This is a genomic window from Halopseudomonas sp. (assembly GCF_038130085.1).
GTDB lineage: Bacteria > Pseudomonadota > Gammaproteobacteria > Pseudomonadales > Pseudomonadaceae > Halopseudomonas.
The window spans coordinates 51,942-66,065 of sequence record NZ_JAYPMU010000012.1 but is presented as its reverse complement, the minus strand read 5'-3'; the positions used below and the strand labels follow the sequence as shown (position 1 = coordinate 66,065).

General features: G+C 62.2%; 14 protein-coding genes and 1 other RNA gene. 10 read left to right on the top strand and 5 right to left on the bottom strand.

The window, feature by feature from the left end; all coding sequences use genetic code 11:
* Positions 1-62: 62 nt before the first annotated feature.
* Positions 63-515, bottom strand: coding sequence for an EVE domain-containing protein (locus AAFM31_RS10885; RefSeq protein ID WP_341707947.1), 453 nt, complete (start codon positions 513-515; stop codon positions 63-65).
* Positions 516-665: 150 nt separating this feature from the next.
* On the opposite strand from AAFM31_RS10885, the gene AAFM31_RS10880 reads away from it, so the two are divergent.
* Positions 666-791, top strand: coding sequence for a hypothetical protein (locus AAFM31_RS10880; protein ID WP_341707946.1), 126 nt, complete (start codon positions 666-668; stop codon positions 789-791).
* Here the strand turns inward: AAFM31_RS10880 and AAFM31_RS10875 are convergent, their stop codons facing one another.
* The 4 genes from AAFM31_RS10875 to AAFM31_RS10860 all read right to left on the bottom strand — a co-directional run bounded on the left by AAFM31_RS10875 (position 792) and on the right by AAFM31_RS10860 (position 2,137).
* A complete protein-coding gene (locus tag AAFM31_RS10875) occupies positions 792-1,382 on the bottom strand; it encodes a 5-formyltetrahydrofolate cyclo-ligase (protein WP_341707945.1) in 591 nt (196 codons plus the stop codon). It abuts the gene before it with no gap.
* Between the two features lie 7 nt (positions 1,383-1,389).
* A non-coding RNA gene (gene ssrS, locus AAFM31_RS10870) (6S RNA) lies at positions 1,390-1,568 on the bottom strand.
* A gap of 60 nt (positions 1,569-1,628) precedes the next feature.
* Positions 1,629-1,931 carry a cell division protein ZapA gene (locus AAFM31_RS10865; protein ID WP_341707944.1) on the bottom strand — a complete coding sequence of 101 codons (303 nt, stop codon included), beginning with the start codon at positions 1,929-1,931 and terminating at the stop codon, positions 1,629-1,631.
* A complete protein-coding gene (locus AAFM31_RS10860; RefSeq protein ID WP_088274507.1) occupies positions 1,928-2,137 on the bottom strand; it encodes a TIGR02449 family protein in 210 nt (69 codons plus the stop codon). Before AAFM31_RS10860 ends, AAFM31_RS10865 begins: the two co-directional genes overlap by 4 nt.
* A gap of 254 nt (positions 2,138-2,391) precedes the next feature.
* On the opposite strand from AAFM31_RS10860, the gene AAFM31_RS10855 reads away from it, so the two are divergent.
* The 9 genes from AAFM31_RS10855 to gcvP all read left to right on the top strand — a co-directional run bounded on the left by AAFM31_RS10855 (position 2,392) and on the right by gcvP (position 14,115).
* Positions 2,392-2,964 (top strand): UPF0149 family protein, encoded by a 573-nt coding sequence (locus AAFM31_RS10855; RefSeq protein WP_341707943.1) that lies wholly within the window; start codon positions 2,392-2,394, stop codon positions 2,962-2,964.
* Positions 2,965-2,974: 10 nt separating this feature from the next.
* Positions 2,975-4,315 carry a Xaa-Pro aminopeptidase gene (gene pepP / locus AAFM31_RS10850; protein WP_341707942.1) on the top strand — a complete coding sequence of 447 codons (1,341 nt, stop codon included), beginning with the start codon at positions 2,975-2,977 and terminating at the stop codon, positions 4,313-4,315.
* Entirely contained in the window at positions 4,312-5,502 is a 1,191-nt protein-coding gene (ubiH, locus tag AAFM31_RS10845) for a 2-octaprenyl-6-methoxyphenyl hydroxylase (RefSeq protein ID WP_341707941.1), read from the top strand. Before pepP ends, ubiH begins: the two co-directional genes overlap by 4 nt.
* A gap of 15 nt (positions 5,503-5,517) precedes the next feature.
* Positions 5,518-6,744 carry an FAD-dependent monooxygenase gene (locus tag AAFM31_RS10840; protein ID WP_341707940.1) on the top strand — a complete coding sequence of 409 codons (1,227 nt, stop codon included), beginning with the start codon at positions 5,518-5,520 and terminating at the stop codon, positions 6,742-6,744.
* A 101-nt stretch (positions 6,745-6,845) separates the two neighbouring features.
* On the top strand, positions 6,846-7,847 hold the full coding sequence (locus tag AAFM31_RS10835) for an extracellular solute-binding protein (protein ID WP_341707939.1): 1,002 nt from the start codon (positions 6,846-6,848) through the stop codon (positions 7,845-7,847).
* Positions 7,848-8,007: 160 nt separating this feature from the next.
* Positions 8,008-9,579, top strand: a complete 1,572-nt coding sequence (locus AAFM31_RS10830; protein ID WP_371833032.1) for an ABC transporter permease — start codon at positions 8,008-8,010, stop codon at positions 9,577-9,579.
* A gap of 74 nt (positions 9,580-9,653) precedes the next feature.
* Positions 9,654-10,739, top strand: a complete 1,086-nt coding sequence (gcvT, locus tag AAFM31_RS10825; protein WP_341707937.1) for a glycine cleavage system aminomethyltransferase GcvT — start codon at positions 9,654-9,656, stop codon at positions 10,737-10,739.
* Positions 10,740-10,768: 29 nt separating this feature from the next.
* Complete coding sequence (gene gcvH, locus AAFM31_RS10820; RefSeq protein ID WP_341707936.1) at positions 10,769-11,149, top strand: glycine cleavage system protein GcvH; 381 nt, start codon at positions 10,769-10,771, stop codon at positions 11,147-11,149.
* An 80-nt stretch (positions 11,150-11,229) separates the two neighbouring features.
* Positions 11,230-14,115, top strand: coding sequence for an aminomethyl-transferring glycine dehydrogenase (gcvP, locus tag AAFM31_RS10815; protein WP_341707935.1), 2,886 nt, complete (start codon positions 11,230-11,232; stop codon positions 14,113-14,115).
* The last annotated feature ends 9 nt before the right edge of the window (positions 14,116-14,124 follow it).

The following is a 14,124-nucleotide window of genomic DNA, read 5'->3' as shown; positions in this document are numbered from 1 at the left end:
GGCGTCCCCGAGATATGTGCTTACTGATAGCACATTGATCTCGCGTGGGCCAGCGGGTGCATCTATGAGGCGACGGCGAGCAGAACCTGCCACTGCTGGTCCGTGACCGGCATCACCGACAGCCGACTGCCTCGCTGCAATAATGCCAGCCCTTCCAGGCCGTTGAGTGAGCGCATGTCGCTCAGGGTCAGCAGCCGCGGGAACTTTTTCACGAAGGCAACGTCCACAGCGGTCCATGGCAGTTTTTCAGCAGTGGCCTTGGGGTCGTGATACGGGCTGTCCGGATCGATTGCAGTGTGGTCGGGGTATGGCTCGCTGATGATGCGTCCGATGCCGGCGGCGCCGGGTGGCTGGCAGCTGGAGTGGTAGAACAGGAACTCGTCACCGGGGCGCATCTCACGCATGAAGTTGCGTGCCTGATAGTTGCGCACACCATCCCAGGGTGCTTGTTCCAGGCGCGCCAAGTCGCTGATGGAAAAGGTATCGGGCTCGGATTTCATCAGCCAGTAGGCCATGGGGTGCTCCTGGTTAAGTTGACACAGATTTTGCATGAGTGTAAGACAGCGTGTGATACACGGGTGCGGCCTGTCTCATCGGGGGATGAGAAACAGCCGTACTCGGTGCACACATACTATTAGATTGCCGTATCAATAAGGAGGCAACGCGTGCGACGCAAACCGGATTTGCTGTGGGTGCTGGTCATTGTATTTGGGTTGGGGGTCGTGACGACGGGGTATACCCAGAGCTATCTCGACCGCAATGCCGAGCCAACGGTTCAGCAGGTGCCCTGATCAGCGGCGACCGCAGTCGGTAACAACACCATCGAGCGGGATGTCCCATCCCGCGCAAGGCAGTAATTCAACTTGCTGACACTGATGCGCAAGGCCCAGCAGGCGCGGGCGGCGTGTGGTCGTCATACGGCTGCGATACGCGAAGGCGCGATCGTAGAAGCCGCCGCCCATTCCCAAGCGATTCCCTGCGGTGTCGAATCCAACCAGTGGCATCAGCACCAGATCGAGGCGCCAGGCTTTGACCTGCTGCCTGCGGTTGGTGCGTGGTTCACGAATGCCGAATCGATTGCGCTGCCAGCGTTGTCCCTTGATCAGCCTCTGAAACGCCATGCCGGTCGTTGGCCAGCGCTGCAGAACCGGCAGATAACAGTGTTTACCATAGCGGGTGGCGAGGCGCAGGAGTGGGGCTGGATCGATTTCGCCGTCGTTGGCGAGATAGAGCGCGATGTGGCGGGCGCGCAGAAAGCGGATGTCCTGTGCCAGCTGTCGTTTCAGTCGCTCGGATGCCTTGCGCTGCTGGGCTGGACTCAGGGCGCGGCGGGCTTGGCGAAGTTGTTTTCGGAGCGCAGAACGTGACGTGGCGGAGGTCATGTAAAAGAAGGTCCCCAGAGTGCCGCTGCCGGGTTAGCCCTTGAACCCGAAAGTTCAAGGCGGAGATTACGGGGATACCTCAGGCTTTCCGTCATGCGGACATGCACACTGGTATCAGCGCGTAGCCTCCTGGTACAGGAGTATCGGCTCAGGGACATCTCCGGCTGGCCAACACCCCAGGGATGGGGCTCACTATACAGAAAAGCGGCGTGAACTTCGATGCCTGAATGCACTGAGTCGGGGCATTCAGGACTTGTGGCTTTCCAGTGCCTGATCGAGGCGTTTGACCAGTTCGCTGATCTGCGCTTGCTGCTCGCTTAGGGCGCCATCCTGCTGGTGATTGCCGGTCAGCATTTCGTGCGTGATATTCAGTGCCGCCATCACGGCAATCCGTTCGACGCCGATCACTTTGCCGCTGTTGCGGATGTCGCGCATGGTGGTGTCGAGGTGGCGGGCAGCCTGCTCCAGGTTGCTGCGCTCTTCGGGCGGGCAGGCAACACGGTATTCCTTGTCGAGGATGTGCAGCGTGACAGTCAGGGGTTGGCTCATGAGTCGTGCTCCAGGGATTTGAGTCGCAGAATCATGGCTTCGACCTTCTGACGGGCCAAATCGTTCTTTTCAATTAGCTGAACGCGTTCATCGCGCCAAAGGCGTTCCTGTGCTTGGAGGTGCTGGTTCTGCAATTTCAGCTGGTCGCACAGATCGATCAGCTGGCTGATGCGTTGGGTCAGTGCGTTGATATCGGATTGGTCCATTGCCGCCATTCTGTCGTCCCGGGGGGTTGAGCCACTATAGAGGCGGCCTGCAGGGTGGTCAAACCCGCTGCACTCGGCTGGTCGGGCGCGCGGGTTGGCGGCTCGAGCGAGGTTGCGGCGGTAGATTTAACCGGGTCCGGGCAGGCACAATAGTGCCCATTGGATTTACCCGCTGCGCGGGTCGCTTTGTCGGGCGCAGGATACCGGTATTTGCGAGCTTGCGGCAGCCTCAGTCATACGTCTGGAGCGTGTTCATGGCCTTGATGCCGGCAGTATTTGATTTTGATCGTTATGCGCAGATCTGCAGCGACATCGGCGCGGTGGGTCAGCCAGCCGAACTGCATGGTCATTTGGTAGGTCGACTGAGTGCCGGTGCCCGGCTGGATCATACTACCTGGTTGAGTGTGGCTCAGGAGCTGCTGGATGGTCGTGGCAGTCTGACCGAAGCAGGCAAGGTTGCTCTGATCCAGCTGTACGATGCCAGTCTCGCCGAGCTATCGGGGAGCGGCTTTGAGCTGACGCTGGTGTTGCCCGATGACAGTGCCGCGATCGATCACCGTACCTCGGCGCTGGGCCAGTGGTGCGAGGGCTTTCTGGCTGGCTTCGGCATGGTCGAACGCAGTGCGCAGCTGAGTGAAGAGGCTGACGGTGTGCTGCGAGACTTCGCGGCCATCTCTCAGGTCCAGACCGATCTTGACGAGTCCGAGGCCAACGAAGTCGACTTCATGGAAGTGATGGAGTACGTGCGTATGGCAACACTGATGCTGTTCAGTGAATGCCAGACCGCAGAACCCAAGCAGGATACGCCCCCCGCCGCTCTGCATTGAAGAGGTAAGCATGCGAATCACCAAGGCCGAATATGCCCGTCGCCGCAAGGCGCTGATGAGCCAGATGGAACCCAACAGCATCGCCATTCTGCCGGCGGCGCAGGTGTTCATCCGCAACCGTGATGTCGAGCACAATTACCGTCAGGACAGCGATTTTCAGTATCTGACCGGCTTCCCCGAGCCGGAGGCGGTGGCCGTGCTGGTGCCGGGCCGCGAGCACGGCGAGTACGTGCTGTTCTGTCGCGAGCGTGACAAGGAACGCGAGCTGTGGGACGGCTACCGCGCCGGGCAGGAAGGCGCTGTAGTTGAATACGGCGCCAACGATGCGTTCCCGATTAACGACATCGACGACATTTTGCCGGGGCTGATCGAAGGGCGCGAGCGCGTCTATTACGCGATGGGCGCCAACGCCGACTTCGACCGTCGACTGACCAACTGGATCAACCTGATTCGCAGCAAGGCGCGCCTTGGTGCCCAGCCGCCGAAAGAGTTCCTCGCGCTCGACCACCTGCTGCACGACATGCGTTTGTACAAGAGCGCTGGCGAGCTGAAGGTCATGCAGGCGGCTGCGGACATTTCCTGCCAGGCCCATGTGCGCGCCATGCAGTTCTGTCGCCCCGGTGTTTACGAATACCAGATCGAGGCTGAGCTGCAGCACTGCTTCATGCGCCACGGCAGCCGCTCTCCAGCCTACTCGTCGATTGTCGCGGCCGGCGTCAATGGCTGCATTCTGCATTACACCGAAAACACCTCGCAGGTTCGCGATGGCGACCTGGTACTGATTGATGCCGGTTGCGAGCTGGACTGCTACGCCAGTGACATTACCCGCACCTTCCCGGCCAACGGCAAGTTCACGGCCGAGCAACGGGCGATCTACGACATCGTATTGGCCGCTCAGGAAGCGGCCATGGCTGTCATCGGTCCGGGTCACAGCTGGAACGAATCTCATGACGCCAGCGTGCGGGCGATCACCAGCGGACTGGTCGATCTCGGGCTGCTCAAGGGTGACGTCGACGAACTCATCGCCAGTGAAGCCTATCGGCGTTTTTACATGCACCGTCTCGGTCATTGGTTGGGCATGGACGTGCACGACGTTGGCGAGTACCGGGTGGGTGGAGTCTGGCGCGAGCTGGAACCGGGTATGGTGATGACCGTCGAGCCCGGTATCTATATCGCGCCGGACGACGACACGGTGCCGCGGAAGTGGCGCGGTATTGGTATCCGTATCGAGGATGATGTGGTGGTTACCAAAACCGGCTATCAGGTCCTCACCGGCAATGTGCCGAAGGACCCGGATGAGATCGAGGCGTTGATGGCCGCCGCGCGTCAGCCTGAGGCCGAGCCGGCGTGACCCGCCATATCAGCATTGTCGGTGGTGGCATGGTTGGTGCCAGCCTGGCACTGGCATTGCAGCCGCACGCAGCGCGCTGTGGCTGGCGCATCAATCTGATTGAGGCGCAGCCACCGGCCGTCGGGCAGGCGCAGCCGAGTTTTGATGCGCGTTCAACCGCGCTGTCGCACGGCAGCCGCCTGATGTTTGAACAGCTTGGCATCTGGGATGAACTCGCCAGCCGAGTAGAGCCGATCCGGCAGATTCATGTGTCCGACCGCGGCCACCCCGGTGTGACTCGGCTGTTTGCTGAGAAAGAGCGAGTGCCCGCGCTGGGGTACGTGGTTGAAAACGCCGTACTCGGGCAGGTGCTACTGGCAGCGCTGGATCCTGCGGTGGTGCGCTGGCAGGCGCCAGCGCGGGTAGTCCGCGCGGAGCCGGCGCGCAGCGGCTGGTTGATGCAGGTTGAGGAGCACGGCCAGCTGCACGAGCAGGCGACGGATCTGTTGGTGGTCGCCGATGGCGGTCGCTCCGGGCTGCTGGAACAGTTGGGTATTCATCGCCAGGTGCGCCCCTACGGCCAGACAGCGATCATCGCCAATATCACCAGTTCGCAGGGCCATGATGGTGTGGCCTACGAACGCTTTACCCGCAGCGGGCCGCTGGCGCTGCTGCCGATGTCCGGCGGGCGCAGTGCGCTGGTCTGGACCCTGCCTGAGGCGCAGGCCGATGCGGTCATGGCGCTGTCTGACGCTGCCTTTCTCGAGGAGCTGCAAGAGGCCTTTGGCTTTCGCATGGGCGCGCTCAAACGCGTCGGTCTGCGCTATGCCTATCCGCTCAGCCTGATTGAGGCAGAAGAGCAGGTACGCAGCGGTCTGGTGGTGCTGGGGAACGCGGCGCACAGCCTGCACCCGATCGCCGGGCAGGGGTTTAATCTCAGTCTGCGCGATGCCATGGCACTGGCTGACACGCTGGTGTGTGCAGCAGCAGAGCAGTCGCCCGGAGATCTGCAGTTGCTGGGCAGTTATCTCAGCCGTCAACGTCTGGATCAGCAGCAGACCATAGCCTTCAGCGACTGGCTGACCCGGCTGTTCAGCAACCGTCGGCCGGTATTGGCCGCTGGCCGCAACCTGGGATTGTTGGGGATGGATATCGTGGCACCGCTTAAATCGGTGTTTGCCCGTCAGGCGATGGGCCTGAAGGGATGACTCTGGAGCGCGCAGATGCAGCAGCGTTTTGATCTGATTGTGGTGGGTGCCGGCATGGTTGGCTCAGCGCTGGCCTGTGCGCTGGCTAATAGCGGACTGCGGTTGGCACTGCTGGATGCCCAGTCACTGCAAGCCCTGCCGGAGCCAGCCAGTGCCTCCGGTTACGACCCGCGTGTCAGCGCGCTGAGCGCTGCATCCGAGCAAATTCTGCGCGCCGTGGGCGCTTGGGAGCGGATACCCGCAGAGCGCCGCTGCGCGTATCGCCACATGTGCGTCTGGGATGCTGAGGGCACCGGTGAAGTCCGTTTTGATGCCCATGCTCTGAGCGAACAGCGGCTCGGTCACATCGTCGAGAACTGGCAGGTGCAGAACGCGCTGCTGTCGGTGTTGCAGGACGAGTCGGTCGAGTTGCTCGGCGATAGTCGCGTGCGCGGGTTGGTGCAGGAGGACGCTGGCTGGCGGCTCAATCTGGATGACGGTCGGCAACTGTATGCGCCGCTGATCCTGGCTGCAGACGGCGCGCGCTCCCAGGTGCGTGAGCTGGCCGGATTTGCGATGCGTGAGTGGGATTACCTGCATCATGCGGTGGTAACCACGGTCGAGCTGTCAGAGCCGCATCAGGATACCGCCTGGCAGCGGTTTTTGCCCACCGGGCCTCTGGCCTTTCTGCCGCTGCCGTCGCGTGACGGCAAGCACTACTGTTCAATCGTCTGGTCGCTGCTGCCCGAGGCGGCCGAGCGGATCATGGCGTTGGACGACGAACGTTTCGTTGCCGCCTTGGCCGAGGCGCTTGAGTACCGGCTTGGGCCGGTGGTCGGCGCGGATCGCCGGGTCTGCATACCGCTGCGCCAGCGCCATGCAAAACGTTATGTGATGCCCGGTTTGGCGTTGCTAGGCGATGCTGCTCACAGTATTCATCCGTTGGCGGGGCAGGGCGTCAATCTCGGTTTTCTCGATGCCGCGCAGTTGGCAGATGTGCTGCTGGCAGCCCTTGAGCGTGGGGAAAATATCGCCGATCTGGCCGTGCTGGAGCGCTATGAGCGCGCTCGCATGGGTAACAATCTGGCGGTGATGGCGGCGATGGAAGGTTTTGAGCGTCTGTTTCATGCTGATGCGCTGCCGCTGCGTTGGCTGCGCAACACGGGCATGCAACTGTTCGATCGTGCGCCGCGGCTCAAGGCCGGGGTGATGCGCCAGGCGATGGGGTTGGGCGGCGAGCTGCCAAACCTGGCGCGCGGCTGATCTGTAACATCTCGCGACGCACTGGGTCAGCACGTCGCATTGCCAGTGCAATAGGGAATGATTATCATCTGTTTTCATTTTCCCAACGGAGAGGCGTTTTCATGTCTGTGATCCGCAAGCTGGCAGTCTTTGGTCTGGCCATCAGTACCCTGAGCGGTATCGCTCAAGCCAATGAACTGGTGGTCTATTCGGCCCGTCAGGACCACCTGATCAAGCCGGTGTTCGACCTGTACACCGAGAAGACCGGTACCACCTTTCAGTTCATCACCGACAGCGAAGCGCCCTTGCTGGCTCGCCTGAAAGCCGAAGGCGCCAATACGCCGGCCGACCTGCTGATTACCGTCGACGCCGGTAACCTCTGGCAGGCCGAACAGCAAGGTGTGCTGCGCCCGGTTGAGTCCGACATCATCAACGCCAACATTCCTGCCAAGTACCGCTCTGCTGGTGGTTACTGGACCGGTCTGTCGCTGCGCGCACGTACCATTGCCTACTCCACTGACCGGGTTGATCCGGCTGAACTGAGCACTTACGAGGCGCTGGCAGGCGAAGCCTGGGCTGGTCGTCTGTGCCTGCGCACCGCCAAGAAGGTCTACAACCAGTCGCTGACCGCGACCATGATGGAATCCCTCGGTGTTGAGCGCACCACCGAAGTCCTGCAGGGCTGGGTTGGCAATCTGGCAACCCCGGTGTTCCCGGATGACACTGCACTGCTCAATGCCATCGCTGCCGGTCAGTGTGACGTCGGCATCCTCAACAGCTACTACTTCGGTCGCCTTGAAGCCGCCAATCCCGAGCTGCCGATCAAACTGTTCTGGCCGAACCAGGATGATCGGGGTGTACACGTCAACATCTCCGGCGCCGGCGTAACTCACTACGCCAAGCATCGCCGCGGCGCGATTGCCTTCCTCGAGTGGCTGACCACCGAAGAGGCGCAACGCGTGTTTGCTGACGTTAACCAAGAGTTCCCGGCCAACGAGTCGGTCGCCCCTTCTGAAGAAGTTGGCTCCTGGGGTTCGTTCAAGCGTGACGACGTCAACGTTGAAGTGGCTGGTCGTCGCCAGGCCGAAGCCATCATGTTGATGGATCGCGTTGGCTGGCACTGATCCAGCGCGATTTTGCCGATATACTGCACGCCCGGCCTCGCCGGGCGTTGTTGTTTTTGCTCCACTGGTTGAGCTCGCAGGAGTCTGAGTGCCGCTTCCGTCCGTTGTTTCCAAGCCCCATTGGCGCGTTGTAGCCTACGCTGGCGCTGCGCTGGTATTGATGCCGCTGCTGGTGCTGGCGTTGAGCTGGAGTAGTCTGGATTCGGCTATCTGGAGTCACCTGCTGGAAACGCAAATGCCTCGGCTGCTGGGCAATACCCTGTTGCTTGCGGTGGGGGTGGCGAGCGGAGTGGTGCTGCTTGGTGTCAGTCTGGCGTGGCTGACAAGCCTTTGTGAGTTTCCGGGGCGCCGTTGGCTCGACTGGGCACTGATGCTGCCTTTTGCCGTACCCGCCTACGTGCTGGCGTTCGTCATGATCGGCTTGCTGGATTTTGCCGGGCCACTGCAAACCCTGCTTCGTGGCTGGCTAGGCAACGATTTCCGGATGTTTTCCATCCGTTCCACCGGTGGCGTGATCTTCGTGCTGGTGCTGGTGTTCTACCCCTACGTATACATGCTGGCCCGCGGCGCGTTTCTGGCGCAGGGGCGCGGTCTGATGGAGGCTGCGCGGATTCTCGGGCACAGCCCCTGGCATGCGTTCTGGCGCGTGGCGCTGCCGATGGCCCGGCCGGCGATTGGCGCCGGTGCGGCGCTGGCAGTGATGGAGACCCTGGCTGACTTCGGCGCGGTATCGGTATTCAACTACGACACCTTCACCACGGCGATCTACAAGACCTGGTATGGGTTTTACAGTTTGCAGACCGCGACCCAGCTCGCCAGTCTGCTGTTGCTGTTCGTACTGCTGGCACTGTATGCAGAGCGCCGGGCCCAAGGCAGCCGCCGCTTCCCCGGCGTGGACAAGCCGCGCCAGGGCCCACTGTTTCGCCTGACCGGTGCGAGAGGTTGGCTGGCCACCGGTTATTGCCTGCTGGTGCTGGCAGTGGCCTTCGTGATTCCGCTGCTACAGCTGTTTTACTGGTTGCTGACCAGCGCCCGCAATGACTTCGATGATCGTTACTGGTCGCTGATCCGTAATACGCTGGCCCTCGGTGGCATTGCCGCGTTCACGACCGTCAGCGTCGCGCTGCTCATGGTGCTGGCACGCCGGCTGCAGCCGATGCGTCGGGTGCGCTCGGCCGTTGCTGTGGCCAACCTCGGCTATGCGCTGCCGGGTTCGGTGCTGGCCGTCGGTATCATGTTCGCGTTCAGCTTCGCCGATAACCAGCTGCTGGTTCCGCTGCAGGGGTGGTTGGGCATCGAGGAGCCGCGCCCCTGGTTGCTTGGCAGCCTGTTTGCGCTGCTGCTGGCCTACCTGATTCGCTTTATGGCGGTTGCCAGCGGTCCAATCGATACGTCGCTCGCGCGCATTCGGCCGGCGCTGCCCGAAGCCGCACATAGCCTGGGACATTCCGGCTTCAGCGTATTTTGGCGCGTCTATTTGCCGCTGCTGGTGCCGGGCCTGCTCAGCGCCGGTCTGCTGGTTTTCGTTGATGTGCTCAAGGAAATGCCGGCAACGCTGTTGATGCGACCGTTTGGCTGGGACACCCTGGCCGTGCGCATTCACAGCTTGACTGCCGAAGGTGACTGGCCTAGAGCGGCGCTGCCAGCCATCACGCTGGTGGCAACCGGGTTGTTACCAGTGATCGTATTGATTCGGCGCTCGGCTCAACCGGTCAGTCGCCGTACGCGCTGATCGACGGGCTGCACAGAACGCGGGTTTGCGGCTACAATTCGCCCTTTGCAACCCCCGGATTGAAGGACGGCGCAATGGCCTTGCGGACACCTCTGTATGACCAGCACCTCGCTGCTGGTGCCAAGATGGTCGATTTTGGCGGCTGGGATATGCCGATCAACTACGGCTCCCAGCTCGAAGAACACCATCAGGTGCGCCGCGCTGTCGGCATGTTTGATGTGTCGCACATGACCGTGGTCGATGTCGACGGCAGCGAAGCGCAGGCCTTTCTGCAATATCTGCTGGCCAACGACGTCGCGCGACTGAAAACCCCGGGCAAGGCGCTCTACAGCGGCATGCTCAACGAGCAGGGCGGCGTGATCGACGACCTGATCGTCTATCTGGCTGGCGATGGCTACCGCGTGGTAGTCAACGCGGCTACCCGCGAGAAAGACCTGGCCTGGATGAACAAGCAGGCGGAATCCTTTGCCGTCAACCTGACCGAACGCGCCGAGCTGGCGATGATTGCAGTTCAGGGCCCGCAGGCGCTGGAGCTGGTCAAGTCGGTTGTCAGTGATGACCGCGCTGCGCTGATCAGCGATCTCAAGCCATTCCAGGGGCTGCCGTCGGGCGACTGGTTCATCGGCCGTACCGGTTACACCGGTGAAGACGGCCTGGAAATCATGCTGCCGGCTGAGCAATCCGCGGATTTCTGGCAGGCGCTGCTGGGCGCGGGCTGCAAGCCATGCGGTCTGGGTGCGCGTGACACCCTGCGTCTGGAAGCCGGTATGAACCTGTACGGCTCCGATATGGACGAAAGCATTTCCCCGCTGGCGGCCAACATGGCCTGGACCATTGCCTGGGAGCCGGCCGAGCGCGACTTTATCGGTCGTCAGGCACTGGAAGCCCAGAAAGCCGCCGGCGATCAACCCAAGCTGGTTGGTCTGGTGCTGGAAGAGCGCGCGGTGCTGCGCGGCCACCAGAAAGTCATCGTCGAGGGTGTCGGCGAAGGCGAAATCACCAGCGGCACCTTTTCCCCGACTCTGGGTTACTCCATCGCACTGGCCCGCGTGCCGCGTGCGACCGGCAGCAGCGCCAAGGTCGAGATTCGCGGCAAGCTGCTGGACGTGCGCGTGGTGAAGCCCAGCTTCGTGCGTAACGGCCAGTCGGTCATCGAATAAGCATTGATTCAACTCCCGAGGATATTTCCATGAGCAACATTCCCGCCGAACTGCGTTATGCCTCCAGCCACGAGTGGACCCGTCTGGAAGCCGATGGCACCGTGACTGTTGGTATCACCGATCACGCGCAGGACCTGCTGGGCGACGTGGTTTTCGTCGAGTGCCCCGAGGTAGGTCGCGAAGTCGCTGCCGGTGAAGAGTGCGCGGTAGTCGAGTCGGTCAAGGCCGCTTCCGACATCTACGCGCCGATCAGCGGCGAGATCGTTGCCGTCAACGACGCGCTGGCTGACTCCCCTGAGCTGGTCAACAGCGCACCGTACGGCGACGCTTGGTTCTTCAAGATCAAGCCGAGCGATGCGGCCGAGCTGGACAAACTGATGGACGCTGCTGCCTACGGCGCCTCCATCTGATCAGCTGCTGTTTGTTGTAGTGCTGAAGCCCTGATTCGCGTCGGGGCTTTTTGCTTTCACACTTTGCACAGGTACACCCCATGAGCCACACCCCGAGCCTCGTCGAGCTGGAACAGACCGACGCTTTCATCCGCCGTCACATCGGCCCGGACGCCGCTGAGCAGCACGCCATGCTGTCCACCCTGGGCGCCGAGTCGCTGGAAGCGCTGGTTGCCGAGACCGTGCCGCAGAGCATTCTGCGCAATGATCTGCTGGCGCTGGATGGCCCCCGCAGTGAGGCCGAGGTGCTGGACTACCTGAAGCAGGTTGCTGGCCGCAACCAGATCTTCACCTCCTGTATCGGCATGGGCTACTACGGCACCCTGACCCCGACCGTGATCCTGCGCAACGTGCTGGAAAACCCGGGCTGGTACACCGCCTACACCCCGTACCAGCCGGAAATTGCCCAGGGCCGTTTGGAGTCGCTGCTGAACTTTCAGCAACTGACCATCGACCTGACTGGTATGGAACTGGCCAGCGCCTCGCTGCTGGACGAAGCGACTGCCGCAGCCGAAGCCATGGCTCTGGCCAAGCGCGTTGCCAAGAGCAAGAGCAACCTGTTCTTCGTTGATCAGGATTGCCATCCGCAGACCATCTCTGTTGTCCTGACCCGCGCCGAGGCCTTTGGCTTCGATGTCGTGGTCGATGACGTCAGCAAACTGGGCGACTACGAAGTCTTCGGCGCTCTGTTCCAATACCCGACGACCTGGGGCGAAATTCGCGATATCAAGCCGCTGATCGAGCAGGTTCAGGCGCAGAAAGGTCTGGCCTGTGTAGGCGCTGACCTGCTGGCGCTGACCATGCTGGCCCCGCCGGGCGAGCTGGGCGCCGACGTAGTCTTTGGTTCGGCGCAGCGCTTTGGTGTGCCGATGGGCTATGGCGGACCGCATGCCGCATTCTTCGCCACCCGCGATGCCTACAAGCGCGCGATGCCGGGCCGCATCATCGGTGTGTCCGTCGACACCCGTGGTAACCGCGCACTGCGTATGGCGCTGCAGACCCGCGAGCAGCACATCCGCCGCGAGAAGGCGAACTCGAATATCTGTACCGCACAGGTGTTGCTGGCCAACATCGCCAGCTTCTATGCGGTCTACCACGGCCCGCAGGGCCTCAAGCTGATCGCCGAGCGCGTGCAGCGTCTGACTGCGATTCTGGCCGAAGGCCTGAGCGCGCAGGGTATCGAGCGTAGCAACGCGACCTTCTTCGACACCCTGACCCTGAAGGTGCCGGGCAAGGCCCGTGAGATTCTGGAGCGTGCCCGTTCAGCGCGTATCAACCTGCGCGTGATCGATGCTGATCACCTCGGCGTTAGCCTGGACGAAACCACCACCCGCGCGACCATCGATCAGCTGCTGGCCGCCTTTGCCGGTGCTGCGCACGGTCAGGACGTGGCCGCGCTGGATGCCAAGGTCAGCGCTACCGAAATGGGTATCCCGGCGGCCCTGCGTCGTACCTCCGCGTTCCTGACCCACCCGGTGTTCAACAGCTACCACTCCGAAACCGAGATGCTGCGCTACATCAAGTCGCTGGAGAACAAGGATCTGGCGCTCAACCACGCGATGATCCCGCTCGGCTCCTGCACCATGAAGCTGAACGCCACCACCGAGATGATCCCGATCACCTGGCCGGAGTTCGGTCAGCTGCACCCGTTCGTCCCGCTGGCGCAGGCCGAAGGCTACAAGCAGATGATCGACGAGCTGGAAGCCATGCTGCGCACCATCACCGGCTTCGACGCCATCTGCATGCAGCCGAACTCCGGCGCGCAGGGCGAGTACGCGGGTCTGCTGGCGATCCGCAAGTTCCACGAAAGCAACGACGAAGGCCACCGCAACGTCTGTCTGATTCCGACCTCGGCGCACGGTACCAATCCGGCCTCGGCGATGATGGCAAGCATGCGCGTGGTGCTGGTCAACTGCGACGAGCAGGGCAACGTGGATGTGGCTGACCTGCGTCAGAAGGCGGCCGACAACGCCGACAACCTGTCCTGCCTGATGATCACCTACCCGTCGACCCACGGTGTGTACGAGGAAGGTATCCGCGAGATCTGCGAGATCATCCACCAGCACGGTGGTCAGGTGTACATGGATGGCGCCAACCTGAACGCGCAGGTGGGTTTGACCCGTCCGGCGGACATTGGCGCCGATGTGTCGCACATGAACCTGCACAAGACCTTCTGCATTCCGCACGGCGGCGGCGGCCCGGGCATGGGTCCGATCGGCGTCAAGGCGCATCTGGCGCCGTTCGTTGCCAACCACCCGGTGGTACCGCTGGATGGCCCGAACCCGGAAAACGGTGCGGTCAGCGCGGCGCCGTGGGGCAGCGCGAGCATCCTGCCGATCAGCTGGACCTATATCGCCCTGATGGGCGCCATCGGTCTGCGTCAGGCCACCTCGGTTGCGATCCTCAACGCAAACTACCTGGCCACGCGTCTGGGCGATGCCTACCCGGTGCTGTACAGCGGCCGTAACGGCCGAGTAGCGCACGAGTGCATCATCGACATCCGTCCGCTCAAGGCGGCCTCGGGTATCAGTGAGGAAGACGTTGCCAAGCGCCTGATGGACTTTGGCTTCCACGCACCGACCATGTCTTTCCCGGTGGCCGGTACCCTGATGATCGAGCCGACCGAGAGTGAGTCGAAGGCCGAACTGGATCGCTTCATCGACGCGATGCTGACCATCCGTGCCGAGATCCGCAAGGTCGAACAGGGCGAGTGGACTGCAGAGGACAACCCGCTGCACAACGCACCGCACACCCTGGCTGACATCACCGGTGACTGGCAGCGTGCTTACACGCGTGAAGAAGCGGTGTTCCCGCAGCCCTGGGTCGCGGCCAACAAGTTCTGGCCGAGCGTGAACCGTATCGACAACGTCTACGGTGACCGCAACCTGTTCTGCGCCTGCCCGCCGATCGAGTCCTACGAGGACTGAGATCGTCAG